The 25275-nt window shown below is 60.1% G+C and carries 25 protein-coding genes; 7 read left to right on the forward strand and 18 right to left on the reverse strand.

All coding sequences use genetic code 11. The annotated features are described in order from the left end of the window. Positions 1–132 precede the first annotated feature (132 nt). Complete coding sequence (locus GA0061103_RS10280) at positions 133–756, forward strand: LOG family protein (protein ID WP_092711244.1); 624 nt, start codon at positions 133–135, stop codon at positions 754–756. A gap of 128 nt (positions 757–884) precedes the next feature. Here GA0061103_RS10280 and rarD read toward each other — a convergent pair whose 3' ends face one another. The 12 genes from rarD to radA form a co-directional block, all read right to left on the reverse strand. Continuing rightward, positions 885–1796, reverse strand: a complete 912-nt coding sequence (rarD, locus tag GA0061103_RS10285) for an EamA family transporter RarD (RefSeq protein WP_092710483.1) — start codon at positions 1794–1796, stop codon at positions 885–887. 108 nt (positions 1797–1904) lie between these two features. Then, the gene (cimA, locus tag GA0061103_RS10290) at positions 1905–3521 is read right to left on the reverse strand and encodes a citramalate synthase (protein ID WP_092710486.1); all 1617 of its coding nucleotides are present in this window, start codon (positions 3519–3521) and stop codon (positions 1905–1907) included. Between the two features lie 182 nt (positions 3522–3703). Continuing rightward, positions 3704–4663, reverse strand: coding sequence for a prolyl aminopeptidase (pip, locus tag GA0061103_RS10295; RefSeq protein WP_092710489.1), 960 nt, complete (start codon positions 4661–4663; stop codon positions 3704–3706). Next, on the reverse strand, positions 4660–5136 hold the full coding sequence (locus GA0061103_RS10300) for a GFA family protein (RefSeq protein WP_092710491.1): 477 nt from the start codon (positions 5134–5136) through the stop codon (positions 4660–4662). The genes pip and GA0061103_RS10300 overlap by 4 nt, the downstream gene beginning before the upstream one ends. Further along, positions 5129–5620: a GFA family protein gene (locus GA0061103_RS10305; RefSeq protein WP_092710493.1), complete on the reverse strand. Its 492-nt coding sequence runs from the start codon at positions 5618–5620 to the stop codon at positions 5129–5131. The genes GA0061103_RS10300 and GA0061103_RS10305 overlap by 8 nt, the downstream gene beginning before the upstream one ends. After that, positions 5611–6099 carry a GFA family protein gene (locus GA0061103_RS10310; RefSeq protein ID WP_092710495.1) on the reverse strand — a complete coding sequence of 163 codons (489 nt, stop codon included), beginning with the start codon at positions 6097–6099 and terminating at the stop codon, positions 5611–5613. Before GA0061103_RS10310 ends, GA0061103_RS10305 begins: the two co-directional genes overlap by 10 nt. Next, positions 6096–6416, reverse strand: a complete 321-nt coding sequence (locus tag GA0061103_RS10315) for an endonuclease domain-containing protein (protein WP_245304737.1) — start codon at positions 6414–6416, stop codon at positions 6096–6098. Before GA0061103_RS10315 ends, GA0061103_RS10310 begins: the two co-directional genes overlap by 4 nt. A 248-nt stretch (positions 6417–6664) precedes the next feature. Further along, positions 6665–8131 carry a cysteine--tRNA ligase gene (cysS, locus tag GA0061103_RS10320; RefSeq protein WP_092710499.1) on the reverse strand — a complete coding sequence of 489 codons (1467 nt, stop codon included), beginning with the start codon at positions 8129–8131 and terminating at the stop codon, positions 6665–6667. 224 nt (positions 8132–8355) lie between these two features. Continuing rightward, entirely contained in the window at positions 8356–9096 is a 741-nt protein-coding gene (locus GA0061103_RS10325; protein WP_092710502.1) for an SDR family NAD(P)-dependent oxidoreductase, read from the reverse strand. Positions 9097–9165: 69 nt separating this feature from the next. Next, positions 9166–10650 carry an amidophosphoribosyltransferase gene (gene purF / locus GA0061103_RS10330; RefSeq protein WP_092710505.1) on the reverse strand — a complete coding sequence of 495 codons (1485 nt, stop codon included), beginning with the start codon at positions 10648–10650 and terminating at the stop codon, positions 9166–9168. A gap of 164 nt (positions 10651–10814) precedes the next feature. After that, on the reverse strand, positions 10815–11435 hold the full coding sequence (locus GA0061103_RS10335; protein WP_092710507.1) for a CvpA family protein: 621 nt from the start codon (positions 11433–11435) through the stop codon (positions 10815–10817). Positions 11436–11526: 91 nt separating this feature from the next. After that, positions 11527–12930, reverse strand: coding sequence for a DNA repair protein RadA (gene radA, locus GA0061103_RS10340; protein ID WP_092710510.1), 1404 nt, complete (start codon positions 12928–12930; stop codon positions 11527–11529). A 151-nt stretch (positions 12931–13081) separates the two neighbouring features. On the opposite strand from radA, the gene GA0061103_RS10345 reads away from it, so the two are divergent. Further along, positions 13082–13717, forward strand: coding sequence for a LysE family translocator (locus tag GA0061103_RS10345; RefSeq protein ID WP_092710512.1), 636 nt, complete (start codon positions 13082–13084; stop codon positions 13715–13717). A 21-nt stretch (positions 13718–13738) separates the two neighbouring features. Here the strand turns inward: GA0061103_RS10345 and alr are convergent, their stop codons facing one another. Both alr and GA0061103_RS10355 read right to left on the reverse strand, forming a co-directional pair. Continuing rightward, entirely contained in the window at positions 13739–14902 is a 1164-nt protein-coding gene (alr, locus tag GA0061103_RS10350; RefSeq protein ID WP_092710515.1) for an alanine racemase, read from the reverse strand. A gap of 112 nt (positions 14903–15014) precedes the next feature. Further along, positions 15015–16511 carry a replicative DNA helicase gene (locus GA0061103_RS10355; RefSeq protein ID WP_092710517.1) on the reverse strand — a complete coding sequence of 499 codons (1497 nt, stop codon included), beginning with the start codon at positions 16509–16511 and terminating at the stop codon, positions 15015–15017. A gap of 349 nt (positions 16512–16860) precedes the next feature. Between GA0061103_RS10355 and GA0061103_RS10360 the strand changes: the two genes are divergently transcribed. From GA0061103_RS10360 to GA0061103_RS10370, 3 genes are read left to right on the forward strand one after another with little or no spacing between them, the layout of a single operon-like run. Continuing rightward, positions 16861–17304, forward strand: a complete 444-nt coding sequence (locus GA0061103_RS10360; RefSeq protein WP_092710521.1) for a MarR family winged helix-turn-helix transcriptional regulator — start codon at positions 16861–16863, stop codon at positions 17302–17304. A gap of 8 nt (positions 17305–17312) precedes the next feature. Beyond that, positions 17313–18959: an MFS transporter gene (locus GA0061103_RS10365; protein WP_092710524.1), complete on the forward strand. Its 1647-nt coding sequence runs from the start codon at positions 17313–17315 to the stop codon at positions 18957–18959. A gap of 17 nt (positions 18960–18976) precedes the next feature. Continuing rightward, positions 18977–20044, forward strand: a complete 1068-nt coding sequence (locus tag GA0061103_RS10370; protein ID WP_092710528.1) for an HlyD family secretion protein — start codon at positions 18977–18979, stop codon at positions 20042–20044. A 283-nt stretch (positions 20045–20327) separates the two neighbouring features. Here GA0061103_RS10370 and rplI read toward each other — a convergent pair whose 3' ends face one another. The 4 genes from rplI to rpsF form a co-directional block, all read right to left on the reverse strand. After that, a complete protein-coding gene (rplI, locus tag GA0061103_RS10375) occupies positions 20328–20906 on the reverse strand; it encodes a 50S ribosomal protein L9 (protein ID WP_092710531.1) in 579 nt (192 codons plus the stop codon). A gap of 20 nt (positions 20907–20926) precedes the next feature. Then, entirely contained in the window at positions 20927–21904 is a 978-nt protein-coding gene (locus GA0061103_RS10380) for a DUF2232 domain-containing protein (RefSeq protein WP_092710535.1), read from the reverse strand. Between the two features lie 164 nt (positions 21905–22068). Beyond that, complete coding sequence (gene rpsR, locus GA0061103_RS10385) at positions 22069–22317, reverse strand: 30S ribosomal protein S18 (protein WP_004122103.1); 249 nt, start codon at positions 22315–22317, stop codon at positions 22069–22071. 12 nt (positions 22318–22329) lie between these two features. After that, the gene (gene rpsF / locus GA0061103_RS10390) at positions 22330–22776 is read right to left on the reverse strand and encodes a 30S ribosomal protein S6 (protein ID WP_015339354.1); all 447 of its coding nucleotides are present in this window, start codon (positions 22774–22776) and stop codon (positions 22330–22332) included. Positions 22777–23167: 391 nt separating this feature from the next. Between rpsF and GA0061103_RS10395 the strand changes: the two genes are divergently transcribed. Beyond that, positions 23168–23914: a histidine phosphatase family protein gene (locus GA0061103_RS10395; protein ID WP_092710538.1), complete on the forward strand. Its 747-nt coding sequence runs from the start codon at positions 23168–23170 to the stop codon at positions 23912–23914. A 197-nt stretch (positions 23915–24111) separates the two neighbouring features. Then, entirely contained in the window at positions 24112–25260 is a 1149-nt protein-coding gene (locus GA0061103_RS10400) for a hypothetical protein (protein ID WP_208603505.1), read from the forward strand. Positions 25261–25275 lie beyond the last annotated feature (15 nt).

A 25275-nucleotide genomic window follows, 5' to 3' on the forward strand; every position in this document is an offset into this window, starting at 1 on the left:
CGTCGCAACTCCTGAAATTGCTAGCGATTTCGCCTGCTTTTACAAGCTTTCTCAGCCATTTTCGCATGTCCCGACACAAGTTTTCCTTTGAAAAATCTTGACTGAGCATCTGCAGCATAGTTGTTTGCATTCATGACCGACGATTCCACGCCAATTCGAACCATTTGCGTCTATTGCGGCTCGCGGCCGGGACGCGACCCCTCCCACATGGCTGCCGGCCGAGAACTGGGCAAAAGCATTGCCGAAAACGGCCTGCGCCTGATTTATGGCGGCGGAACGAAGGGTATCATGGGCGCTGTCGCGAGCGGCGTGCTGTCGCACGGCGGTCAGGTCACCGGCATCATTCCGGAATTTCTGGTCGATATGGAAGCGACGCGCCATTCGCTCGGTCAACTCGACGAACTCATCATAACGCCGGACATGCATACGCGCAAACACGGCATGTTCGAGCGCGCCGACGCTTTCGTGGCGCTGCCCGGCGGCATCGGCACTTTGGAAGAGATCGTCGAGATCATGACCTGGGGTCAGCTCGGCCGTCACGAAAAGCCGATGGTCTTCGCCAATATCAATGGCTTCTGGGACCCGATGATGGAGCTCATCCGCCACATGACGGAAGAGGGTTTCGTCCATACCTCCCATCGTGTCCAGCCGCTCGTCATCGACAAGGTGGCCGACATCATTCCGGCGATCCGCAAGCACGCCGCCGAGACACGCGGCGACCGTGGCGGAGAAGAGGCCGTCATCTCCAAGCTCTGAACGCTGTTCCGGCAAACTGCGCCGCGGTTTTCGGCTTAGGGCTGCGTGATGACAAGGGGATGGGGCGGTTCATGCTTCCATGATAGCTCAACCGCCGCAATCAGCGATTTGCTAACCATATCGTCCCGTTAGCGCTCTCTGCTCTGACGCAGCATCGACCAGGTGTAAAGCACGAGACCGGCCCAGATCAGCGAGAATGCAACGAGCTGTGTCGTGCCGAAAGGTTCCTTGAACAGGAAGACGGCGATCAGGAAGACCATGGTCGGCACGATGTATTGCATGATGCCGATGGTCGACATCCTCAGAAGCTTCGCGCCATTGGCGAAGATCATCAGCGGCAGTGCTGTCACGAGCCCGCAGCCGAGCAGAAGCGCGGTGTCCGAAAGGCCGGTCTGGTAAAAGTGGCCTTCGCCGCGTGCTTCCAGATAGAGGATGTAAAATGCCGCCGGGATGCAGAGCAGCAGCACCTCGATGAAAAAGCCCTGATTGGCTCCAACAGGCAGGGTCTTGCGGAAAAAGGCATAGAAGCCCCAGGAGAAGGTCAGCGACAAGGCGACCCAGGGCAGGGTGCCGGCCTTCACCGTCAGGATGATGACGGCAGCGGCTGCAAGGCAGATCGCGACGATCTGCGTCGGCGCCAGCTTTTCCTTGAGCAGGATGGCGCCGAGCGCGATGCTGAATAGCGGATTGATGAAGTAGCCGAGGGCAGCATCGAGCGAATGGCCGGCGCCGATCGCCCAGACATAGGTTCCCCAGTTGATGGTGACGAGCGCCGCCGTCAGCGACGCCATGGCGATTGTTCGTGGATTGCGAAACGCAGCCTTGATGTCGCCCAGGCGGCCAAGCGCCAGCAGCACGATGCCGGCGACGGGAACCGACCAGACGATGCGATGGGCGATGACCTCGAAAGCCGGGATATGCGCCAGCGCCTTCATATAGAGCGGCAGAACACCCCAGAAGAGATAGGCCGTCATCGCAAAGCCGAAGCCGCGGACAGCGTCGTTGTTCTTGATTTCAGGTTTGACCGCGTCGGTGGCCATGAATTTTCCCGTCTTTCACGATTATTTGAGACGGGATTACTCCAATGCATGCGACATGGCTAATTCATTTCCTTGACGGCATCGTCAAGCTTTTTGATGGGCAGCGGATCACTCCGCTGCGATCTTGCCTGCCATATGGCGGTTTTTCATCAGCTTGTAGATGACGGAATCCATCAGCGCCTGGAACGATGCGTCGATGATGTTCTCGGACACGCCGACAGTCCACCAGCGCACGCCGTCGCTATCGGTGGATTCGATCAGGACTCGGGTGATGGCCTCCGTACCGCCATTGAGGATACGCACCTTGAAGTCGGCCAATTCCAGATCGTCGATCTCGTGCTGGTATTTGCCGAAATTCTTGCGCAGCGCCAGGTCGAGCGCGTTGACCGGGCCGTCGCCCTCGGCAACCGACATGATGGTCTCACCGTCGATGATGATCTTGACCACGGCTTCCGAGACGATCTTCACCCGGCCGTGCGAATCGAAACGTCGCTCGACCATGACGCGGAAGCCATCGATTGCGAAGAATTCCGGCGTGGTGCCGAGCGTGCGGCGCGCCAGAAGTTCGAAGCTCGCATCCGCGCCTTCGTAAGCATAGCCTGTCGCTTCACGCTCCTTGACGATCTGGATCAGCTGGTCGAGCTTCGGGTCGTCCTTGCCGACCTCGATGCCGCGCCGCTTCAGGGCATTGATGAAATTCGACTTGCCGCCCTGGTCGGAGACCATGACTTTGCGGAAGTTGCCGACGCTTTCCGGCGGCACATGTTCGTAGGTGCGAGGATCCTTCAGCAGCGCTGAGGCATGGATGCCGGCCTTGGTGGCAAAGGCAGAGGCGCCGACATAGGGCGCCTGATGGTCCGGAGAGCGGTTCAGCAGCTCGTCGAAGGCATGCGAAAGGCCGGTCAAGCCCACCAGCCGCTCGGCGTCGATCGTCGTTTCGAAGCGTTCGCTGTAAGCTCTTTTCAGCGCCAGCGTGGGGATCAACGTGATCAGGTTGGCATTGCCGCAGCGCTCGCCAATGCCGTTCAGCGTGCCCTGGATCTGCCGAACGCCGGCCTCGACCGCAGCAAGCGAATTGGCGACGGCCTGGCCGGTGTCGTTGTGCGCGTGGATGCCAAGACAGTGCCCGGGAACGCCGCAGGCGATGACAGCCTCGACGATGGCGCGGACTTCCGGCGGCTGCGTGCCGCCATTGGTGTCGCAGAGCACCACCCAGCGGGCGCCGGCGTCATAGGCCGTCTTGGCGCAGGCAAGCGCATAGGTCGGGTTGGCCTTGTAGCCGTCGAAGAAATGCTCGCAATCGACAAGGGCTTCCTTGCCGGCGGCGATGGCCGCCTTGACGCTTTCGGCGATGCTTTCGAGATTCTCCTCGTTGGTACAGCCGAGCGCCACCTTGACGTGATAGTCCCAGCTCTTCGCCACGAAACAGATCGCGTCTGACTTCGCCTGCAACAGGCTCGCAAGGCCGGGATCGTTGGAGGCGGAGATGCCGGCGCGCTTTGTCATCCCAAAGGCGACGAAGGCAGCCGAAGTCGTGCGCTTCTCGTTGAAGAAAGCCGTATCGGTCGGATTGGCGCCGGGATAGCCGCCTTCGACATAGTCCAGGCCGAACTCATCCAGCATGGTCGCAATGGCAATCTTGTCCTCGACCGAGAAATCGATGCCAGGCGTCTGCTGACCATCGCGGAGCGTCGTGTCGAAGAGATAGATTTTTTCGCGTGTCATACTGTTTCCTCCGGCGAACCGGTTTGATAGTGGGGTGCCCCTCATCCGTCCCCTCTCGGTTTCGCTTTGCGAAACCGTTCGAGTCCACCTTCTCGCCGTTTACACGGGGCGAAGGGGCTTGCGAGCTTGTTCCCTTTCCCCGCGCACGGGGAGAGAACTAGGGTGAGAGGCGTTGTTCGGCATTACACTTTCCCGGCGAACTTATCGGTCGCGCGGATCAGCTGGTCCAGGATGCCAGGCTCGGACGAAGCATGGCCGGCACCCTCGATCAGATGAAACTCCGCCTTCGGCCAGGCCTTGTGCAGCGCCCAGGCATATCGTGCCGGGCAGGGCATGTCGTAGCGGCCATGGACGATGACGCCGGGAATATCCTTCAGCTTATGGGCATCGCGCAGCAGCTGGCCTTCCTCGAGCCAGCCGGCATTGACGAAGAAGTGGTTCTCGATGCGGGCAAAGGCATGCGCATATTCGGCATCCTCGAACTGGGCGCTGACGGTAGGCTCCGGCAGGAGCGTAATCGTCTCGCCTTCCCATATCGACCATGCCTTGGCAGCCTCCAGACGCGCGGCCTTTTCCGGATGTGTCAGCAGCCGATGGTAAGCGGCCATCATCTCATGACGCTCTTCCGGCGGGATCGGTGCCACGAAGCGTTCCCATTTGTCAGGGAACATCTCCGAGACGCCGAACTGATAGTACCAGTCGAGCTCGGCTCTCGTCAGCGTGTAGATGCCGCGTACCACCAGCTCGGAAACGCGCTCCGGATGCGTTTCGGAATAGGCAAGCGCCAGCGTCGAGCCCCAAGAGCCGCCGAAAACAAGCCATTTTTCCGCACCGGCCATCTCCCGTAGCCGCTCGATATCATCAACCAGATGCCAGGTCGTATTGGCGTCCAGGCCAGCATGCGGTGTCGACCGCCCGCAGCCGCGCTGATCGAATAGGGTGACATCGTAAAGCGCGCGATCGAACACGCGGCGATGGCTGGGCGAAATGCCGCCGCCCGGACCGCCATGCAGAAAGACCGCCGGCTTGGCGCCCGGCGTTCCCACGCGCTCCCAATAGATCACATGACCGTCGCCGACATCGAGATGGCCGGAGGCATAGGGTTCGATTTCCGGATAGAACGTCCGCAAGGCTTCGGTCATATCTTCAGCCCCTCGGCCGGCCAGACATCCGTATCGTGATCGGGGTGCTGGAAGGAAATGATCTGCTCCTGCCGCGAGTAGAAATCCGGATCCTTGTGGACGGGTTTTTCGAAGATCGTCTCCACCCAGGGCAGGCGCGAGGCATGATTGACCTGGATCTGCGGGGCAAGATCGTCGCGCTCGTCGAAGGCGCCGATGGCGATTTCCAGGCCGCCGGGATGACGGTAGGTCATCGGCGTGCCGCAATTCTTGCAGAAGCCGCGGTCGATGTTGACCGAGGACTGGAAATAGGTCGGCTCGCCACGTGTCCATTCAAGGCCATCGCTCGGCGCCGTCACCAGGGCGGAGAAGAAGCTGCCGAACTGCTTCTGGCACATGCGGCAATGGCAGATCGACGGGCGGCCAAGCTCGCCGCGGATGCGAAACCGCACTGCGCCGCATTGGCATCCTCCACTTCTGGTGGCTTCACTCATGGCTCTTCTCCTCTGGCCAGCTTTCGGTATCGTAATCGGGATGTTGATGATTGGAGAGCTTGATCGATATTGCACGATCTGAGCTATCCTCATCCGGCTCCATCGGCAGCGCATCGAGCGCCTGGAACCAGGGCATCTTTCCGGCGCGGTTCGATTGTGCGACGGGTTGGACCAGCGCTGGCTCATCCAATGAACCAAGTGTCACATTGATGGAATCCGTGCCGGGCACATCATAGAACAAAGGCGTACCGCAGGCGCCGCAAAAGCCACGGCGCACGAGATCGGACGAATGAAACCATGAGGACTCACCGCGCGTCAGCTCGAAATCGATACGCTTGGCGCTCCCCAGTGGCAGAGCGTAATTGCCGGATGCTTTCTGGCACATGCGGCAATGGCATAGATGCGGATAGCCGAGCGAACTGGCGGTGCGATAACGAACCGCGCCACATTGGCATCCACCGCTATGTCCCGCCGTCATCGCCATTTGTCGTTCTCCGGTGGCCATGTTGCCGTATCGCGATCAGGATGCTGATATGACACAAGTTCAAGCACGAAAGGCGCCTGTTCCGCATCCTCCTCCGTCCGGTGTCCCGGCAGCAGATGCAGCCGGTCGACGAAGCCGATCTTGGCTTCCGTGCCATATTGCACGACAGGCGGCAGTTGCGAGGGGTCGTCGAAAGCGCCGGCCGCGACTGCGATGCCATCCGGCGCCTCATAGGTGAGCGGCGTGCCACAATCCCCGCAGAAGCCGCGCTTGACGTAGTTGGACGACTGGAACACCTTCCGCTCGCCGCGTGTCCATGTGAACTCGGCGCCGCGGGTCGAAACCAGTGGCGCATAATAGGCACCGAAGGCCTTCTGGCACATGCGGCAATGACAGATGGAGGCATCCTTCAGCTCGCCCCGCACCCGGAAGCGAACCGTACCGCACTGACAGCCGCCGGTGTAGATCGAAACGGTCATGCCTTATCCTTTCCGGCGACGATGAGGATATGCATGCAGACATTGTCGATATCCTTCAGGACATCGTCGTTCCAGAAACGCAAAACAGTCCACCCGTCTGCTTCTAGTCGGCGGGTACGAACCTGATCATAGGTCTGATCGCGATCATTGCCGTGTTGGGAGCCATCGACCTCGACAATCAGCTTCTCCGTTGGGCAGGCGAAATCGACGATATAACCGGCGATAGGTAGCTGGCGGCGAAAGCCGAGGCCCATGAGGCGGTGGGCGCGCAATTCATTCCAGAGACGCAGTTCCGCGTCCGTCATGACCTTGCGCATGCGGCGGGCACTGCTTCGGGTTTTCGGCGGCACTGGAGTGTGCGGCAAGGTACCCCCCTCTGTCACTTTCGTGACATCTCCCCCACAAGGGGGGAGATTGTTAACCCGTGGCACTCGTCTGACCCAAATGGAGATTGAACCCGAGGAGACTAGGCTTCGTGTTCGCGTGCAGAAGAGCGGCAAACTCCCCCCAATCTCCCCCCTTGTGGGGGAGATGTCACGAAAGTGACAGAGGGGGGTAACAAAGCTCACCGCTTGATCTCCCAGCTCGTGATCCGCTCGCCCGTCGCCGCATCCTTGCCATCCTTGAGCTGGATACCTTGGGATGAAAGCATGTTTCGGATCTTATCGGCCTCTACGAAGTTCTTAACGCGCAACCACTCCTGCCTCTTGTGGATCTGGTCTTCGATGTCTTCCGCATTGAGTTCCGTTGATCCTTGCAGCCATTCCGAGGGGGCTAACATCAACAAGCCCAAAAACCGAGCGGATGCGAGAGCTTCCGCTGAATTCTCAGGTTTATAGAAATCCCAACCTAACTCAGAGGCGCCCAGTTCGAGCATGCCAGCCTGATCTGATGTAAACATGCGATAGAGTTCGTTAATCGCCCCAACCGTATCCAAATCGTTCGCAAGAGTTTGAACAAATGCTTGTGAAGGTTTAGAGGGTTCGACAGGGCCAACTTCAAACAGCATCCGATACCAACGCGTTAGTAGCTTCTCGGCCTCTTCCAGACGCTTGACGGAGAAGTCGATCGGTTCGCGGTAATGCGTCATCAGCATGGCAAGCCTGAGCACCTCGCCCGGCCAGGTCCGTCCGCCAAGCTTATCCGTCTCCAGCAATTCGTAGATCGTGACGAAGTTGCCTTCCGATTTCGACATCTTGCGGCCTTCGACCTGCACGAAGCCGTTGTGCATCCAGACATTGGCCATGGCATGCGTGCCATGAGCGCAACGCGACTGGGCGATTTCGTTTTCATGGTGCGGGAAGATCAGGTCCAGTCCGCCGCCGTGAATGTCGAAGACATCACCGAGATAGCGGCCGCTCATGGCCGAGCACTCGATATGCCAGCCCGGACGGCCACGGCCCCAGGGGCTTTCCCAGCCGGGCTCGTTCTCGTCCGACAGCTTCCACAGCACGAAATCGCCCGGGCTTTTCTTGTGCTCGTCGACTGCGACGCGGGCACCCGCCTGCTGCTCGTCGAGGTTGCGCTTCGAAAGCTGGCCGTAATCGGCCATCGATTTGGTATCGAACAGCACTTCGCCGGCCGCGCGATAGGCGTGGCCCTTGGCGATCAGCGTCTCGATGATCGCGATCATCTGCGCGATATTGTCGGTCGCACGCGGCTGTACCGAAGGCTCAAGGCATCCGAGCGCCGTGGTGTCTTGACGATATTGCCGCTCGGTCTTTTCCGTCACCAGCCGGATCGCCGCGTTCAGCGGCAGGCCGGGATGGTCCCGCAGCGCGCGCGCGTTGATCTTGTCGTCGAGATCGGTGATGTTGCGGACATAGGTGACATGGCTGTCGCCATACGTATACCGCAGCAGCCGGAACAGCACGTCGAAGACGATGGCCGGGCGGGCATTGCCGATATGGGCGAAGTCATAGACCGTCGGGCCGCAGACATACATGCGGACGTTGTTGCGGTCGATCGGCTGGAAATCGACCTTTTCGCGCGTCAGCGTGTTGTAGAACTTCAATTGCGGCTCGGCGGCCATGTCACTCTCCCAAGGCATAAATCCGAAAAAATACCGTCACCGGCAGGCCGGACGTTTGTCATCTTGGATTTTGGGAGACGAAAACGGCCAGGCCAGCGAAACGCTAGCGAATAATCTTCCGGCAGATAATGCAGATAACCGTTTTCATGGGCGGCTTTATCGCGCGCCGGATGAATTTGGTCAAGTAGGGAGAAGGTCTCTCTCGTAGCGGGAGAGGGAGTTTTTTATTCCGGCATCCGATAGTCGACGAGCCTGTTCTCGCGCACGACGAAAAGCTTGCCGGTTTCCGTGACGTCCGGGCCGACGAGCGGTACGATCGCCTGGGCGACGTCGCGGGGATGCGGCAGCGTATCAGGATCTTCGCCGGGCATGGCCTGGGCGCGCATAGCGGTGCGGGTGGCGCCGGGATCGACGCTGGTGATGCGCAGCGGCGTGCTTTGCGTTTCCCCGGCCCAGGTTCGCGCCAGTGCTTCGACTGCGGCCTTGGAGGCGGAATAGGGACCCCAGAAGGGACGGCAGCGATGAGCAGCGGCCGAAGAAAGGATGACGGCGCGGCCGGCATCGGAGCGCATCAGCAGCGGCTCGACCGAGCGGATCAGGCGCCAGGTGGCGGTAACGTTGATCGTCATCACCTTTTCGAAGACCTTGGCCTCGACATGGCCGATCGGCGAGATGACGCCAAGCACGCCGGCATTGGCGACGAGAATATCGAGCTTGCCCCAGCGTTCGAAAATGGAGGCGCCAAGCGCATCGATGGCATTCATGTCGGCAAGATCGAAAGGCACGAGGGTTGCCGAACCGCCGGCTGCCTTGATCGCGTCGTCCAGTTCCTCAAGTCCACCGACCGTGCGGGCGCAGGCGATGACGTGCGCGCCGGCCTTGGCCAGTTCCAGTGCCGTGAAATAGCCGATACCGCGCGACGCGCCGGTGACGAGGGCGATCTTGTCCTTGAGAGTGACGCTCATGCTGCCTTGATCCGAATGCGTGGAAAGAGAAAGGGGCAGAGCGCCCCTGTCAGCCGTTACTTGGGCTTGTCAGCCGTTGCTGGCGAGAACGGAAAGCTTGCGCACGTTGCTGGTGCTTTCCTTGTCGAGCAGACGCGTCGGATAATCACCGGTGAAGTAGTGGTCGGTGAACTGCGGCTGCGCATTGTTGCGCGGCTCGCCGCCCACGGCCCGGTAGAGCCCGTCGATGGACAGGAATTCCAGCGAATCCGCACCGATGTATTCGCACATGGCCTTCAGGCTGCTGTACTGGTTGGCAAGCAGCTTGTCGGCGTCGGGCGTGTCGATGCCGTAGAAGTCGGGATGGAAGATCATCGGGCTGGCGACGCGGATATGCACTTCGCTGGCGCCGGCATCGCGGATCATCTGTACGATCTTCACCGAAGTCGTACCGCGGACGATGGAATCGTCGACCAACACGACGCGCTTGCCCTCAATGATGGCCCGGTTGGCAGAGTGCTTGAGCTTCACGCCGAAGGCGCGAATCTGCTGCGTCGGCTCGATGAAGGTGCGGCCGACATAATGGTTGCGGATGATGCCGAGTTCGAAGGGAATGCCGCTCGCCTGCGCATAGCCGATGGCTGCCGGCGTGCCGCCATCCGGCACCGGCACGACGACGTCGGCGGCGACGGGCGCTTCCTGGGCGAGGTTGATGCCCATGTTCTTGCGGGCGACATAGACATTGCGGCCGCCGACCACGGAATCGGGACGGGCGAAATAGACGTATTCGAACAGGCAGAGCCGCTCGGGCTGCGAAACTTCCGGCTTGCGGGCGTCAATGGTGATCGAGCCGTCGGGCTGGATCTCGCAGATGATGACTTCGCCGTTTTCGACGTCGCGAACGTATTTCGCGCCGATGATGTCGAGCGCACAGGTTTCCGAGCAGAAGATCGGCTTGCCGTCGAGTTCGCCCATGACCAGCGGCCGGATGCCGATCGGGTCGCGCGCGGCGATCAGCTTCGTGCGCGTCATGGCGAGCATGGAATAGCCGCCTTCCATCTGCCTGATCGCGTCGATGAAGCGATCGGAGGAGGAGGGATGCTTGGAGCGGGCGATGAGATGCAGGACGACTTCAGTGTCCGAGGTCGACTGACAGATGGCGCCGTCGGCGATCAGCTGCCGGCGCATGGTCAGGCCGTTGGTGAAATTGCCGTTGTGGGCAATGGCGATGCCGCCGACTTCCAGCTCGGCAAACAGCGGCTGAACGTTGCGCAAAATGGTTTCGCCGGTAGTCGAGTATCGTACATGGCCGATCGAGCGATCGCCGGGGAGGCGGGCGAGGGTGGCCGGATCGGTGTAGTGATCGCCGACGAGACCCATCCGCCGCTCCGAATGGAAGCGCTGACCATCGAAGGAGACGATGCCGGCCGCTTCCTGACCGCGATGCTGCAGGGCGTGCAGGCCGAGCGCCGTCAGCGTTGCCGCATCCGGATGTCCCAGGATGCCGAAGACGCCGCATTCTTCATGCAGCGTATCGCCGTCGATATCGTCCTCGAAGGAAACGGAATGGTTCATGGCTGCGGGCCTTTGCTCTCAACGTGGGCGGATCGGGGCGGCGTCACGAGTGACCATTAAAATAGCTCAAAATCCGGCCGGAAAAAATATCGGGCCGGATCTTCTATTGTCACGCCGCTCAAATGGCGATTCTCGGGCGGCAGGTCAAGCCTGTAAACGCACCGTCAATTGTTTGTCTGCGGCGCAGGCGCATCATCCGAGGGTGCGGTATCGTTCGGCGCGGCGTTGTCGCCAGTTCCTTGCTGCTGCTGTTGCTGCTGGTTCGGCGCGATCTTGTTGAGGATCTCGGCCGGCAACCTTGCCTGAATATCCTGAGGAAGCGCTGCGGTCAGCTTCTCGACCATCGAATCAAGGAATGGCTTCGACTTGGCGTTGTTGACCCAATCCGGGCGGGCGGCCGGAGCCACCAGCCAGTTCCAGAAGGCGACGACGACAACCATCAGCAGCAGGCCGCGGGCCGCGCCGAAGAGGAAGCCGAGCGTCCGGTCGAGCGCGCCGATGCGGCTGTCGATGATGAAATCGGCAATCCGAATGGTGATGAAGGAGATGATGATGAGTGCCAGCAGGAAGATGACGGCGGCAGACGCGATCGTGGCGATCTTGGTGTCGGCCTTGTATTGCAGGGCATAGGGAACGAGCAGCGGATAAAGATAATAGGCGGCGACTGCGGAGCCGCCCCAGCTGACGATCGAGAGAATTTCGCGCGAAAAGCCGCGAACCATGGCCAGAACGGCGGAGAAGAGAAGAACGCCGATAACAATACCGTCGAAAATCGTAATGGGCATTTATAATCCACTTCAAGACTTGCCGGACCTCATGGTCGGCATCGGCCTCAATCATGAGCCTCTTCTTCGCCAAGAACGGCTGAAGTAAGGCTCAGTCTTCGTCTTCCGCGCGCTTGAGCGCGCCCTTCGAACCAGCAATGCGCGCCACCAGATCCGGCAGGCTGTCGATCTCGCTCCAGCGTCCGCCGTTGACCTTTGGCAGATCGGCGGAAGCGGCAGGCAGGACGGCCGCGGAAAACCCCAGCTTCTCGGCTTCCTTGAGGCGCTGGGACGTGTGCGCAACCGGCCGGACGGCGCCCGACAGGCTGACTTCGCCGAAATAGACGCAATCGGCGGGCAGAGCAAGACCAGCCAAGGAGGAAACCAGTGCAGAAGCGACCGCAAGGTCCGCTGCCGGCTCGGAAATGCGGTAACCGCCGGCAATATTGAGGTAAACATCGTGCTGGCCGAGCCTGACGCCGCAATGCGCCTCCAGAACGGCGAGAATCATCGACAGCCGCGCCGAGTCCCAGCCGACGATGGCGCGGCGTGGCGTGCCAAGCGATGTCGGTGCGACCAGCGCCTGCACTTCCACCAGCACCGGACGCGTGCCCTCAATGCCGGCAAAGACGGCCGCACCGGGCGATTTTTCGTTGCGCTCTCCGAGGAAGAGTTCGGACGGGTTCGGCACGTCGCGCAGGCCCGCATCGGACATTTCGAACACGCCGATCTCGTCGGTGGGGCCGAAGCGGTTCTTCACCGTGCGCAGGATGCGGTAATGATGGCCGCGATCGCCTTCGAAATAGAGGACGGCATCGACCATATGCTCGACGACGCGCGGCCCGGCGATCTGACCGTCCTTGGTGACGTGGCCGACCAATACCATGGCCGTGCCAGTCTGCTTGGCGAAACGGATCATCGCCTGCACGCCGGTGCGCACCTGCGTGACCGTGCCGGGCGCGGACTCGGCAAGCTCGCTCCACAGCGTCTGGATGGAATCGATGATGACGAGATCCGGCCGCTTGCCTTCCGCGAGCGTCGCCAGAATATCCTCGACATTGGTTTCGGCGGCGAGCATGACTTCGGTATCGGCCGCCTTCAGCCGCTGGGCACGCAAGCGCACCTGCGCCACGGCTTCTTCACCCGATACATAGACGATCTTGTGTCCTTGCCGGGCGAGGGCGGCGGCAGCCTGCATCAGCAGCGTCGACTTGCCGATGCCGGGATCGCCGCCGACGAGAACAGCCGAGCCCCGCACGAAGCCGCCGCCGGTGGCGCGATCGAGCTCGGATATGCCGGTATGGATGCGCGGCGCTTCTTCGATCTCACCCGAAAGCGAAGTCAACGCGACCGGCTTTCCCTTCCTCGGCGTCTTGGCCGGTCCGCCGCCGATCCCGCCCATCGGATCTTCCTCGACGATGGTATTCCATGCGCCGCAACTGTCGCACTTGCCCACCCAGCGATTGTGGACGGTACCGCAGTTCTGGCAGATGAATTGTGTACGGGCTTTAGCCATCGGATGCTGTTCTCAAAGTTCGAATGCTCGCTTTTCGCAGCGAATCGCTTGGGCTGTCAGATAATGTCTTTCCCGGCCTATCAAAACTAATGATTTCCGTATCAACGGCGATCGTGTCAGCTTTTATGCCGGGTTTTATGGATGATGATCGATGTTTGACTATTCGCTTGCGCACTGGATCGGGTTTCTGTCAGCTGCAATTCTCCTCAATCTGTCGCCGGGGCCGGATATCGCCTTCATCCTCGGTCACACGATCAGAAGCGGCATGCGCTCGGGCTTCGCAGCGCTATTCGGCATCTGGAGCGGTGCGTGCCTGCATGTGCTGATGGCGGCCGCCGGCCTGTCGGCGATCCTCGCCGCTTCGGCGCTGGCTTTCTCGACGGTCAAATGGGTCGGTGCCGCCTATTTGATCTGGCTCGGCATCCAGGCGCTGCGCTCGAAAGGCGACGGCGCGTGGATCAAGGAGGCGGGCAAGAGCCTGTCCTTTGGCCGCATCTATCGGCAGGGAATCATGGTCTCGCTGCTCAATCCGAAGGTCGCGATCTTCTTCCTGGCTTTCCTGCCGCAATTCGTCGTCGAAGGTGCCGGCCCGGTCTGGGCGCAGCTTCTGTTGCATGGCAGCCTGATCATCGTCGTCGCCGCCTTCATCGAGCCGCCGCTGATCCTGCTCGGCGGCCGCCTGAGCGAAGCGCTCAGACGCAATCGCAGCTTCGGTCTGTGGCTCGACCGCGGTCTCGGCACGCTGTTCGTCGCCCTTGGCGTCCGGCTGGCGATCAGCGCCCGCTAAATATTTCGAGGAGTAGCTGGGCTATTCCTCGGTCTCTTCCGAGATATACCGTCGCTCGTGCCGCAGACCCATGCTTGTCAGCATCTCATAGCCGATCGTGCCTGCGGCCTTTGCGGCCTCGTCGACCGAGATGTTGTTGCCGAAGAGTTCGACGTAATCGCCGGCGCGGGCCAGGTTTTCCGGCAGGTCGGTCACGTCGAAAATGGTGAGGTCCATGGTGATGCGGCCGGCAACAGGCACCTTGTGCCCGGCAATGAAGCCATGGCCGCCGGCAATGCCGGTCTGGCGCAGCGGCACGCCGGCGCTCGACTGGCTGCGCATGTAGCCGTCTGCATAACCTGCAGAGACGATCGCCAGCCGGCTGTCGCGGGTCAAATGCAGCGCGCGGCCGTATCCCACGGTCTCGCCGGCCTTGACGGCGCGTGTCTGGATAATCCGCGCTTCGGCCGTTGCCACCGGCCGCATCGGATTGGCCATGCCGGGAACGGCTTCGCCGCCATAGGTCGCGATGCCGGGGCGGGTGAGATCGAAATGATAGTCCGATCCGAGGAAGATGCCGGCTGAATTGGCGAGGCTGGCTTCGATGCCCTCGAAAGCAGTGCTAACCTTACGGAAGGCCTCAAGCTGCTGCCTGTTCATCGCATTGGATGGGTCGTCGCCGCAGGCAAGATGGCTCATGACGAGAACCGGCGCGAAGCTTGCCGGGCGCGAGACGTCATCGGCGAGCGCGATCGCATCGTCCATCGGTAGGCCGAGCCTGTTGAAGCCGGTGTCGACCTGCAGCGCGCAGGGATAATCGCCATAATCAGACAGAACCGACATCCAGAAAGTGAGTTGCTCTTCGGAAGCGATGACCGGTACGAGGTCGTTTTCGAAAAACCGACGCTCCATGCCCGGCCAGATGCCGCTCAAGACGAAGATGCGCGCCTCGGGGGCGTAGAGCCGTAGGGTCGCGCCTTCATCCGCGGTGGCGACGAAGAAATCGCGCGCGCCTGCCGAATAAAGCGTTTCGCCGACATCCTCGATCCCGAGCCCATAGGCATCGGCCTTGACGACCGCCGAGGTCCGCGCCTTGCCCGAACGATGGGCCAGGTCGCGCCAGTTTTCGACGAGCGCGCCAAGGTCGACCGTCAGCCGCAGACCGGCGAAAGCAAAGGCATCATCGTCATCGAAATTGTCTGTCATGGAACCGCCTGAACAAGAAAATGGCCGGAGATGATTTGGCTCCGGCCAGGATACTGGTCATCAATGAAAAGAAAAAGTGTTGCGGCGCACGGATGCACCGCAAAGCGCCTTCTCAATGTTCCTCGTATTGAAGGAACGAGGAGTCGGCGAGATCGGCAAAGCGGGTGAATTCCGACTGGAAGGCGAGCTTCACCGTGCCCGTCGGCCCGTGGCGCTGCTTGGCGATGATCACGTCGGCCGTACCCTTCACCCGGTCGAACAGGGCTTCCCATTCCGCATATTTCGGGTCGTTCGGGTCGCGCGGCTCCTGGTTCTTCACATAATATTCCTCGCGGAACACGAAGAGCACGACGTCGGCGTCCTGTTCGATCGAGCCGGATTCGCGCAGGTCCGAAAGCTGCGGACGCTTGTCGTCGCGGCTTTCGACCGCACGTGAGAGCTGCGAGAGCGCGATGATCGGAACGTTGAGCTCCTTGCCGAGCGCCTTCAAGCCGGTAGTGATCTGAGTGATTTCCTGGACGCGGTTCTCGTTTGATTTGCCCGAGCCGGTCATGAGCTGGACGTAGTCGACCACCAGAACGTCGAGGCCGCGCTGACGCTTCAGCCGCCGCGCCCGCGCTGACAGCTGGGCAATCGAGATGCCGCCCGTCTGGTCGATATAGAGCGGTACCTTCTGCATCATCATCGAGCAGGCCACCAGCTTCTCGAAATCGGCGTCGTTGATGTCGCCGCGGCGGATCTTTGACGATGAGACCTCCGTCTGCTCGGAGATGATACGGGTAGCGAGCTGTTCGGACGACATTTCCAGCGAGTAGAAGCCGACGACGCCGCCGTTCTTGGCTTTGGTCGAACCATCCGCCTGCACTTCGCCCTCGAAGGCAGCCGCGATATTATAGGCAATGTTGGTGGCAAGCGAGGTCTTGCCCATGCCGGGACGGCCGGCAAGGACGATCAAGTCGGAGCGCTGCAGGCCACCCATCTTGCTGTCGAGCGAATGAATGCCCGTGGAGATGCCGGAGAGGCCGCCGTCGCGCTCCTTGGCGACTGCCGCCATGTCGATCGCCAGCGCCACGGCATCGTTGAAGGACTGGAAACCGCCGTCGTAGCGGCCATTTTCCGCAAGTTCGAACAGCCGGCGCTCGGTATCTTCGATCTGCGTCTGCGGCGGCATGTCGAGCGGCGCGTCATAGGCGATGTTGACCATGTCTTCGCCGATGGTGATCAGCGCGCGGCGCAGCGCCAGATCGTAGATGGCGCGGCCGTAGTCTTCCGCATTGATGATCGACACGGCTTCGACGGCGAGACGCGCGAGATACTGCGCGACCGTCATGTCCCCGACCTTTTCGTCCGCCGGCACGAAGCTCTTGATCGTTACCGGGTTGGCGGTCTTGCCCATGCGGATGATGTCGCCGGCCACCTCGAAGATCTTCCGGTGCAGCGGCTCGTAGAGATGGATCGGCTTCAGGAAGTCGGAGACGCGGTAATAGGCATCGTTGTTGACGAGGATGGCGCCGAGCAGAGCCTGTTCCGCCTCAATGTTATTGGGCGCTTCGCGATAATGCTGGTCGGCGGGAGCAATGGCGGCGAGCTTTCGCGCAGCTTCGTTCATTTTCCATCTCTTCATGCTTTAGGGTGTCGACTGGTTTGCGACGATCCGATGTCATGGTCAACCGTGCAAATGGGCGTCCACCCGGAGTGGAGCAAATAGGCTCGGCCTATCAACGTTTTTCCACTCGTCCACAGGGACAGATTTCCGCCACGTAAAAAATCTCTTGTGGCCACTTTGCAACGAAAGGATCGACACACGAATCACATATGCAAACCATCCGTGGGGAATATTTTAGCCGGGTCTTTCGCCGTGTACATCAATTGTTGCGGCTATCATGCTTGAAAAGCTGGGAAAATCCGGGTATTCCCTTTGAATTAGGGTAGGATGCTAATAGTATAAAGTTGCAATAATGCCAGGTGCGCCATCAAGACAAGAACTTTTCGACGACCTTTCTGCGTTCAATCGCAAGCTGAGGGCGGCTTTTGACGCCCTCGTTCGCGAACACGGCATGACTCTCTCCCGCGCAAGGGTTTTTCGCAAGCTCTCCCGCCGGGACGGAATCAACCAGAGGGAGCTTGCCGACGAGCTGGAGCTGGAAACGCCGACGCTCGTGCGCATCCTCGATGCGATGGAGGCGCAGAACTTCATCGAGCGCCGCGCCGCGGTATCCGATCGCCGCGCCAAGCAGATCTTCATGACGGAATCCGGAAAAGTCGTAGCTGCCGAGGTCGAGGCTCTTGCCACCGGTGTACGCGCGGATATCTTGGAGGGGATTTCGGACGAGGATGTCGGCATGGCGCTGAAGGTTATTCGTGCCATGACTGCCAATCTACAGAATATCGGCAAATCATGAGGTAGTGCATGAGCGGTGAGCCTGGTCCGGTCGCCAATGCGGAAGCCAACGCCGTCCCACCCGCTCCACCGCCTATGCCGGGCTGGAAAGTGCCGCTCTATATTGCGGCATCCGTCATGTTTTTCCTGACCCAGGGTCTGGGTCTCAATCTTGCCTTTGCCAATCTTACGCAGATCCAGGGAACCATTGCGGCGACAACCACAGAGTCGGCGTGGCTCTCTGCCGCTTATATGGCACCCAATGTCAGCCTCGCCATCGCGCTGGTGAAGATCCGCCTCCAATATGGCGTGCGCAATTTCGCCGAGGTCAGCATTCTCGGCTTCGTACTCGCCTCGCTGCTCAATCTCTTCGTCTCCGATCTTCATTCGGCGATCGTCGTCCGCTTCCTGAGCGGGATTGCCGGCGCGCCGCTATCGACGCTCGGCTTCCTCTATATGCTGGAGGCTTTCGAGCCGGCGAAGAAGATGACGATCGGCGTCAGCCTGGCGATGATGAACACGCTGCTTGCTGCCCCCATCACCCGCCTCGTATCGCCCTCGCTGCTGGATTATGGCGAATGGCGCGGCCTCTACACGCTGGAGATGGCATTGGCGCTGCTGGTCATGCCGATCATCTATCTGTTGCCGCTGACGCCGCCGCCGCGCGTCAAGGTCATCGTCCTGGGCGATATCTTCAGCTATCTTCTTGTCGCGATCGGTTTCGGCTGTCTGGCGGTCGCCCTGTCGGTCGGGCGCCTCTATTGGTGGCTGGAGGTGCCGTGGCTCGGGGTCGTCTTGGCGATTGCCGTTGCGTCCCTGACCGTTGCGATCGTCGTCGAGTTAAGACGCTCGACGCCTTTGATCGACGTTCGCTGGCTGCTTCGGCCGGAAATTCTGCATCTGACGGCGATCCTTCTGATCTTCCGCATCATTGCCGCCGAGCAGACCTCGGTCATCATGACTTTCTACCAGAATGCCGTCGGACTGCTCTACGATCAGCTCTCCATGCTGTATTGGATCATCCTCGCTTTCTCGATCATCGGCGGTCTCATCTGCACCGTGTTCATGAGCTATGGCTTCAGCTGGCAGATCCAGTTCGTCGCGCTCATCCTGATGGGCGTGGGCGCGCTGATGGATTCGCAGGTGACGAACCTGACCCGTCCCGAGCAGATGTATCTCAGCCAGGCGCTGGTCGCGGCCGGCGCGGCTCTCTTTTTGCCGCCATCCATGTCAGTGGGTTTCAAGGAGGCTATATCCAAAGGGCCGCCTTATCTCGTGACCTTCTTCGTCGTCTTCACCTTCACGCAAAGCATCGGCGGCCTCGTCGGCTCGGCCTTCTACGGCACGCTGATCACCATCCGCGAGAAGTTCCATTCGGCTGTCCTGACCGAGCGCGTGCTGCTGACCGATCCGCATGTGGCCGAACGCGTCAGCCAGCTTTCATCCTCCTATGGCAAAGTCATTGGTGACAGCGCGCTTCTGAAGGGAGAGGGGATGGCGCTGCTCGGCGCGCAGGTCAGCCGCGAGGCCAACATGCTTGCCTATGGAGACGCGTTCTTCGTCGCCGCCGTGATCGCCTTCCTTTCTCTTGCCGGCCTGTCCATCCATGTTCTCTTCCGCTTCGTCAGGGCTCGCCTGGCCGACGATCGGCGGGAGGTCGCGACATCTAACCCATGAGGATATGAAATAGCTCCATGTCGAGGCTCGTTCGCTCCCCAATCGAAGTCATCGCCGTTCTCGCCGGTGTCGGCGGCGTCATGCTGGTGCTCTACGCCTGGCATCTGCCGCCGTTCAAGACCGCGGTCGAGACCACAGACGATGCCTATGTCAAAGGCTATGTCACGACCATCAGCCCGCAGGTCAGCGGCTATATCACCGATGTGCCGATCAAGGACTACAAGCTCGTCAAAGAGGGCGATGTGCTCGCCCAGATCGATAATCGCATCTATAAACAGAAGGTGGCGCAGGCGCACGCAACGCTGGATGGACAGAAGGCCGCACTCGCCAATTCGCAGCAGCAGGAGCAGGCTGCCAAGGCCGGCATCGTCTCCAGCCAGGCGCAGATCGACAGCGCCAATGCTGCGCTGAAGCGTGCCCAGCTTGCCTTCGATCGCGTCACGACACTGGTCTCCAGAGGTGTCTCGACCACGAGCGATTCCGAACAGGCGCAGGCGACGCTGCAGCAGGCAGAGGCATCGGTCAATCAGGCAAAGGCAGCTCTCGATGTCTCCCAGCAGAACCTGACGACGATCATCGTCAACCGTGCCTCGCTGGAAGCGGGTGTCAGCGGTGCGGAAGCGGCGGTGCAGCTTGCCGATATCGATCTCGACAATACGACCATCAGGGCGCCGCAGGACGGCCGCGTTGGCGAAATCGGCGTGCGTCTTGGCCAATATGTGACGCCCGGCACGCAGCTGATGAACCTCGTGCCGAAGGACGTCTGGGTCATTGCCAATTTCAAGGAAACGCAGCTTGACGGCATGAAGCTCGATCAGCCCGCCACGATCTCCGTGGATGCGCTCGGGCATCGCGAGATCAAAGGCCGCATCCAGCGCTTTTCTCCGGCCGCAGGCTCGGAATTTGCCGTCATCAAGCCCGACAACGCCACAGGCAATTTCACCAAGGTGGCCCAGCGTCTCGGTGTCAGGGTCAAGATCGAGGATGGGCAGCCTCTGGCGGATCAGCTGGCGCCCGGCATGTCCGTCGTCGTTTCGATCGACAAGGATTCGGCTCCATTGCCGGAGATCAAGAATAACGACTGACCCAGGCGTTTGCCTCATCTTTTGCAGGCAGGAGAAGGCGTCATCATCGCTCATCATCCGCCCTCGTGGTTCGAGACGGCCCTTGGGCCTCCTCAGCATGAGGGCTAATCTCTTGCGCAAGATAGAACATGTTGACCCCGTGCCATGCCAGGGCGCACTCCATCCTCCCCTTGAGGCACGAAGCCTCGAAGGGCGAGGATGGCCCTGGTGTTTCGGCCAACAAAAAAAGCCTGGGTCCCAAGACCCAGGCTTCATCATTCGCACTATTGCGAAAGCTTGAAGATCAAGCTTCTTCGTCGCCGTCGCGGTCAGCTTCCGGATCGAAGAAGTCTTCCGGACGCAGGGCGTCTTCGTCAACGCCGTAGATGGCGTCGGCGGAGGTGAGGGTTTCACCCTTGGCCTGACGCTCGGCTTCTTCGGCGGAACGAGCAACGTTCAGCTGGACGTGGATTTCGACTTCGGCGTGAAGTGCGATGGCAACGTCGTGCAGGCCGATGGACTTGATCGGCGTGTTCAGGTGAACCTGGCTGCGGCCGATGTTGAAGCCTTCTGCGGCCAGGATTTCGACAACGTCACGGGCAGCAACCGAACCGTAGAGCTGGCCGGTTTCGCCAGCCGAGCGGACGACGATGAAGGACTTGCCGCCGAGAACGTCGGCAACCTTCTGTGCTTCGCTCTTGCGCTCGAGGTTACGGGCTTCGAGCGTTGCGCGCTCGGCTTCGAAACGAGCTTTGTTGGCGGCGTTGGCGCGCAGCGCCTTGCCGAGCGGCAGCAGGTAGTTACGGGCAAAGCCGTCGCGAACCTTGACGGTTTCGCCCATCTGGCCGAGCTTGGAGATGCGTTCGAGGAGAATGACTTCCATTTTCGTTGTTCCTTTCGATATCAGATTTTCGTGTCTTGTTTGGGTGTGTCGGCATTCTTGTTCGGGGTGAGCGATATCGCCTTGCGGGTATCGTAAAGGCCGAGAACGAGAATGATGAAGAGCGGCAGCGTCAGCAGGAAGGTCATCAGGTAGCAGATGATCAGCACCGGCAGGCGCCAATCCTTGCCGCGTGTCCGGTAATGCAGCGATGCAAAGCCGGAAACGATGAAGCCCGCGCCGAAGGCACCGAGCACGGCGGCGGCGATGAGGCCGAGGACGCCACCGAAGAAGATCGCGACGATCGCCGCGAGAAAAACGAAGATTGCATTGCGATTCATGCGCAGCGCCGAGGGAATGTCCTCGCGCGGACGCAGATTGTGGCTCGAAGCCGCGACGATGCGGGTCGCCACATAATAGGCGGCCAGCAGCATCATGACCCAGATCATGCCCCAGGCGATCGGGATCATATAGAGCATCAGCGACTTCATCTTCGCGATCGCAACCGGATTGAGCTGAAGATCGGGAGACTGCTGGTTCACCGCGGTGATGTAGGCGTCGACGACTTGGCTCACCAGATCGGCACCGTAGCCCATGACTGCGCCGGCGACGATGATGACGACGGCAGCGAGACCGCACAGGTGCAGCATGATGTCGGAGAGCGGATACCAGGCCATCAGATTGTCCGGGCCTCCGAGTTCGGAGGCGGGACGCGCCAGATTGGCGAGATGGCTGAGCCATGCCGGGATCAGCGTCAAAAGGACGACGAACAGCCCGAAATAGACCGACTGCGTGATCGTACCGACGATGCCGGCTGCCACGACGGCAACGATGACGGCCATATTGCCCCAGCCGAGGCCGACGATCAGAATCGGCAGAGCGGAAAGCGCACCGAACAGGATGAACAGCAATGGCTGCACCGTCGCGCCATACACGAGTAGGGCGGCGGTCAGACCGGCGAGCGCGCCGATGCCAAGCTCTTTTGCGTTCAACTTTTTCACGTCGCTGTCCTGCTTCGTATCGAGCAGTTAGAGGATGCCTTCGCCACGCGGGCCTGAAAGCTTATCCCCAACATGGGGTTTCAAGGTTCCGATCCGCGCCCATCGCGAAAGGGAGAAGGGAAGGCATCGCTGCCTTCCCCTAATTCATCTGGCGTCGGTCGCTATTAAGCGACGACGTAGGGCAGTAGGCCGAGGAAACGGGCGCGCTTGATCGCCTGGGCGAGTTCGCGCTGCTTCTTCTGGGAAACGGCCGTGATACGGGACGGAACGATCTTGCCGCGCTCGGAAATGTAGCGCTGCAGGAGACGAACGTCCTTGTAGTCGATGCGCGGCGCATTGGCGCCCGAGAACGGGCAGGTCTTGCGGCGGCGATGGAACGGACGGCGGACCGGTGCGGAGGAAACTTCAGACATTCTCAAATCTCCTTATACGCGGTCTTCGCGCGGACGGCGCGGACGGTCTTCGCGGTCACCACGATCCGGGCGCGGACCACGATCGCCGAAGCTGCGCTCCGGGCGGTCGCCATCGCGGCGCGGACGGTCGTCACGGTCGCGCTTCTGCATCATGGCAGACGGGCCATCTTCGTGCTTCTCGACAGCGATCGTCATGTAACGCAGGACGTCTTCGCTGATGCGCATCTGGCGTTCCATTTCCTGGATCGCAGCGGCCGGAGCATCGATGTCCATCAGGGCGTAGTGAGCCTTGCGGTTCTTCTTGATGCGATAGGTGAGGGACTTGAGGCCCCAGTTCTCGATACGCCCGACTTTACCGCCATGAGCTTCGATGACACCCTTGTACTGTTCTACGAGGGCGTCGACCTGCTGAGCGGAAATATCCTGCCGGGCAAGGAATACATGTTCGTAAAGAGCCATGGATAGCTTTGCCTTTCTTGCGTTGGTCTGAACCCGATATTCGGCGGCTAAGCCTCAACGACTGCTCCTGAGAGGGTAAACCCAAGCAAGAAAAGCGTTTCCGAGACGGTCGAGAGCGGAGACACGGGAGGCTGGAACGCTTCCGTTCCGAACGATTCCCCTCGCGGAAAACCGGCCCTCCGTTCAGCCACCAGCCAAAAGACCGGGTTGCGAACAGGGCGGCTTATACGGATTTTTCTCCGAAAGGCAAGGGTACAGGCGAAATTATGCCGTGTTGCCCGTGAGCGGCGTTGATGCTCGGGCCAAATCGTGAGCTCCCGTCCGCCGCAGCGTTGCACCCGCCGCGCTCTCCCATATGATGAGATGCGAATTGCAGCAACAGGGATGGTTCATGCGCATTTTTCTCGTTCGACACGGCGAATCCCTCGGCAATATCGATGACCGGGCCTATCGGCAGTTCGGCGATCACAATGTGCCGCTGACCGAATGGGGGCATCGGCAGGTGCTGCGGGCGGGCCAGGCGATGGCGGCCTATCTGAAAGGGCTGCCGAGTGCTGAACGGCGCAAGCTGAATGTCTGGTATTCGCCTTTCCTGCGGACACGGCAAAGCAAGGATGCACTGCTCGAGGTTCTGCCGGCCGACCTGATCGACGATGTCAGGGAGGATTATCTGTTGCGCGAACAGGATTTCGGCCTCTTCACCGAAATCTACGACCATGCCGAACAGAAACGGAAATTTCCCGACGAATTCGAGAAATGGGCGAGGCTGCGCAACAACAACGGCAAGTTCTATGCACGTCCGCCGGATGGCGAGAGCCGCGCCGACGTCGCCCAGCGCGTTCGATTGTTTCTGCAGACCGTCATGCACGACGCCGAAAACGGCAAGAACAACGTCATCATCGTCGGCCACGGCGTCACCAACCGGGCCTTCGAGATGAACTTCCTGCACCATCCGGTCGATTGGTTCGAGCAATCGGACAATCCGGGAAATGCCGATGTCACCTTGATCGCGGGGCGGAGTGCGCAAGGCTATAGCTCGATCCTGCTTCACAAATCCGTGGACAGGGTGAAAGGGCAGGAGGAGTTGAAGGAGGCTTATGGTTCGGGATTAGTGATTACGCCGAAGGCACAGCAATAGACCGCTTGCCATCGGTCTGGGTTTCCCTCGCAGCTTTATAAGTCTGTTTCCGCCGCCGCCGTGAGGCCAAACCTTTCGAACATGCGCTGCAATCATGACTTGTGAAGCGACTGGACCTGTGGAATTCATGGCTTGGCTGAGACGGGGGTTGGGCTGTGGGGATACTAAGGAAGAATTTTGCTTTGGGGAGCGTTGCTTTGGGCCTTGCCCTTCTCGGTGAGGATGCTGCAGCACAGTTGAGCTACGACGTTCGAACCGCAGATGACGGAATTACCTATATCACGGTGAACGGCAGCTTCGAGGCCGACGATGATTTGAGCTTGTTCCGCAATAAGGCTGTTTCTAGCCATGCTATTTACGTCGGCTTCGACAGCGGCGGTGGAAATGTATACAAGGCATTGGAACTCGGTCGGCTGATTAGATCTCTGGGGCTAAGCACTCTCGCTGTAAGAAGCGCCGAATGCTCTTCGGCTTGTTCCTTGTCATTTCTTGGCGGAGTAGGCCGTTTTGCCGAACCAGGCTCGATCGGCGTTCACAAGTCTTCATTCGCGGATACAAAGGGAATGAATGTCGAGGACGCCGTTGCAGCCGTTCAGCGGCAGACCGCCGACGTGATTACTTATATGAACGAGATGGGTGTCGATCCAGGCTTGCTGCAACTCACGCTCAAGTACGACAGCAACGATATGCGCTATCTGTCCTCAAGCGAAATGACACAGTTTCGGGTAACGACTGTGTCATACCAGGAGCTTCAGGAGTTCGAGGCAAAGTCGTTGTCTAACAAGGTTCCGCCGGCAAGTGCTGAAGCGCGTAAGGCCGCTCAGCCACTGAGCGAGGATTCGCCGCTTCTGCAAATTCCGATCCCAAGAAACGGCATTGTTCAAGACGACACTGGCGAGGTCCTGCTCAAGACCAGTCGGGACATGAGCGCCAAGACGATTGCCGCTTTTCCGAATGGGAGCGAGTTGACGATCAAGAAGAGCATCGGCGACTGGTATCGTGTGTCGATCGGCAAAAAATCCGGCTATATGCGTCAGACGTCGGTGTGGGTGCGCGAGTTCGAAGAAAATCGCTTTGGCAAACAATATATTGAAATAACCGTCGATCCGTTGTTGAAGACAGCTCTGCAGTTGGCCAGGGAGTCAAACCCTCCCATGGCGATCCATTTGACTGCACAGGGCCGTTATGCCGTGACCATTAAAGACACATACGATAAAAATATCACCCCGCTGGTATATCAGCACCTTATGGGGAGTAAAAAAATCCCCCTCAGTGCCATTATCACCCACGGCAACAACTACGTTCGCGAAATCTGCTGTAGCGCTTCCACCATAACGGCCGAATAAGCGGGCGGGCTTGTC

Source organism: Martinezella multihospitum (assembly GCF_900094585.1).
Classification (GTDB): Bacteria; Pseudomonadota; Alphaproteobacteria; order Rhizobiales; family Rhizobiaceae; genus Rhizobium; species Rhizobium multihospitium.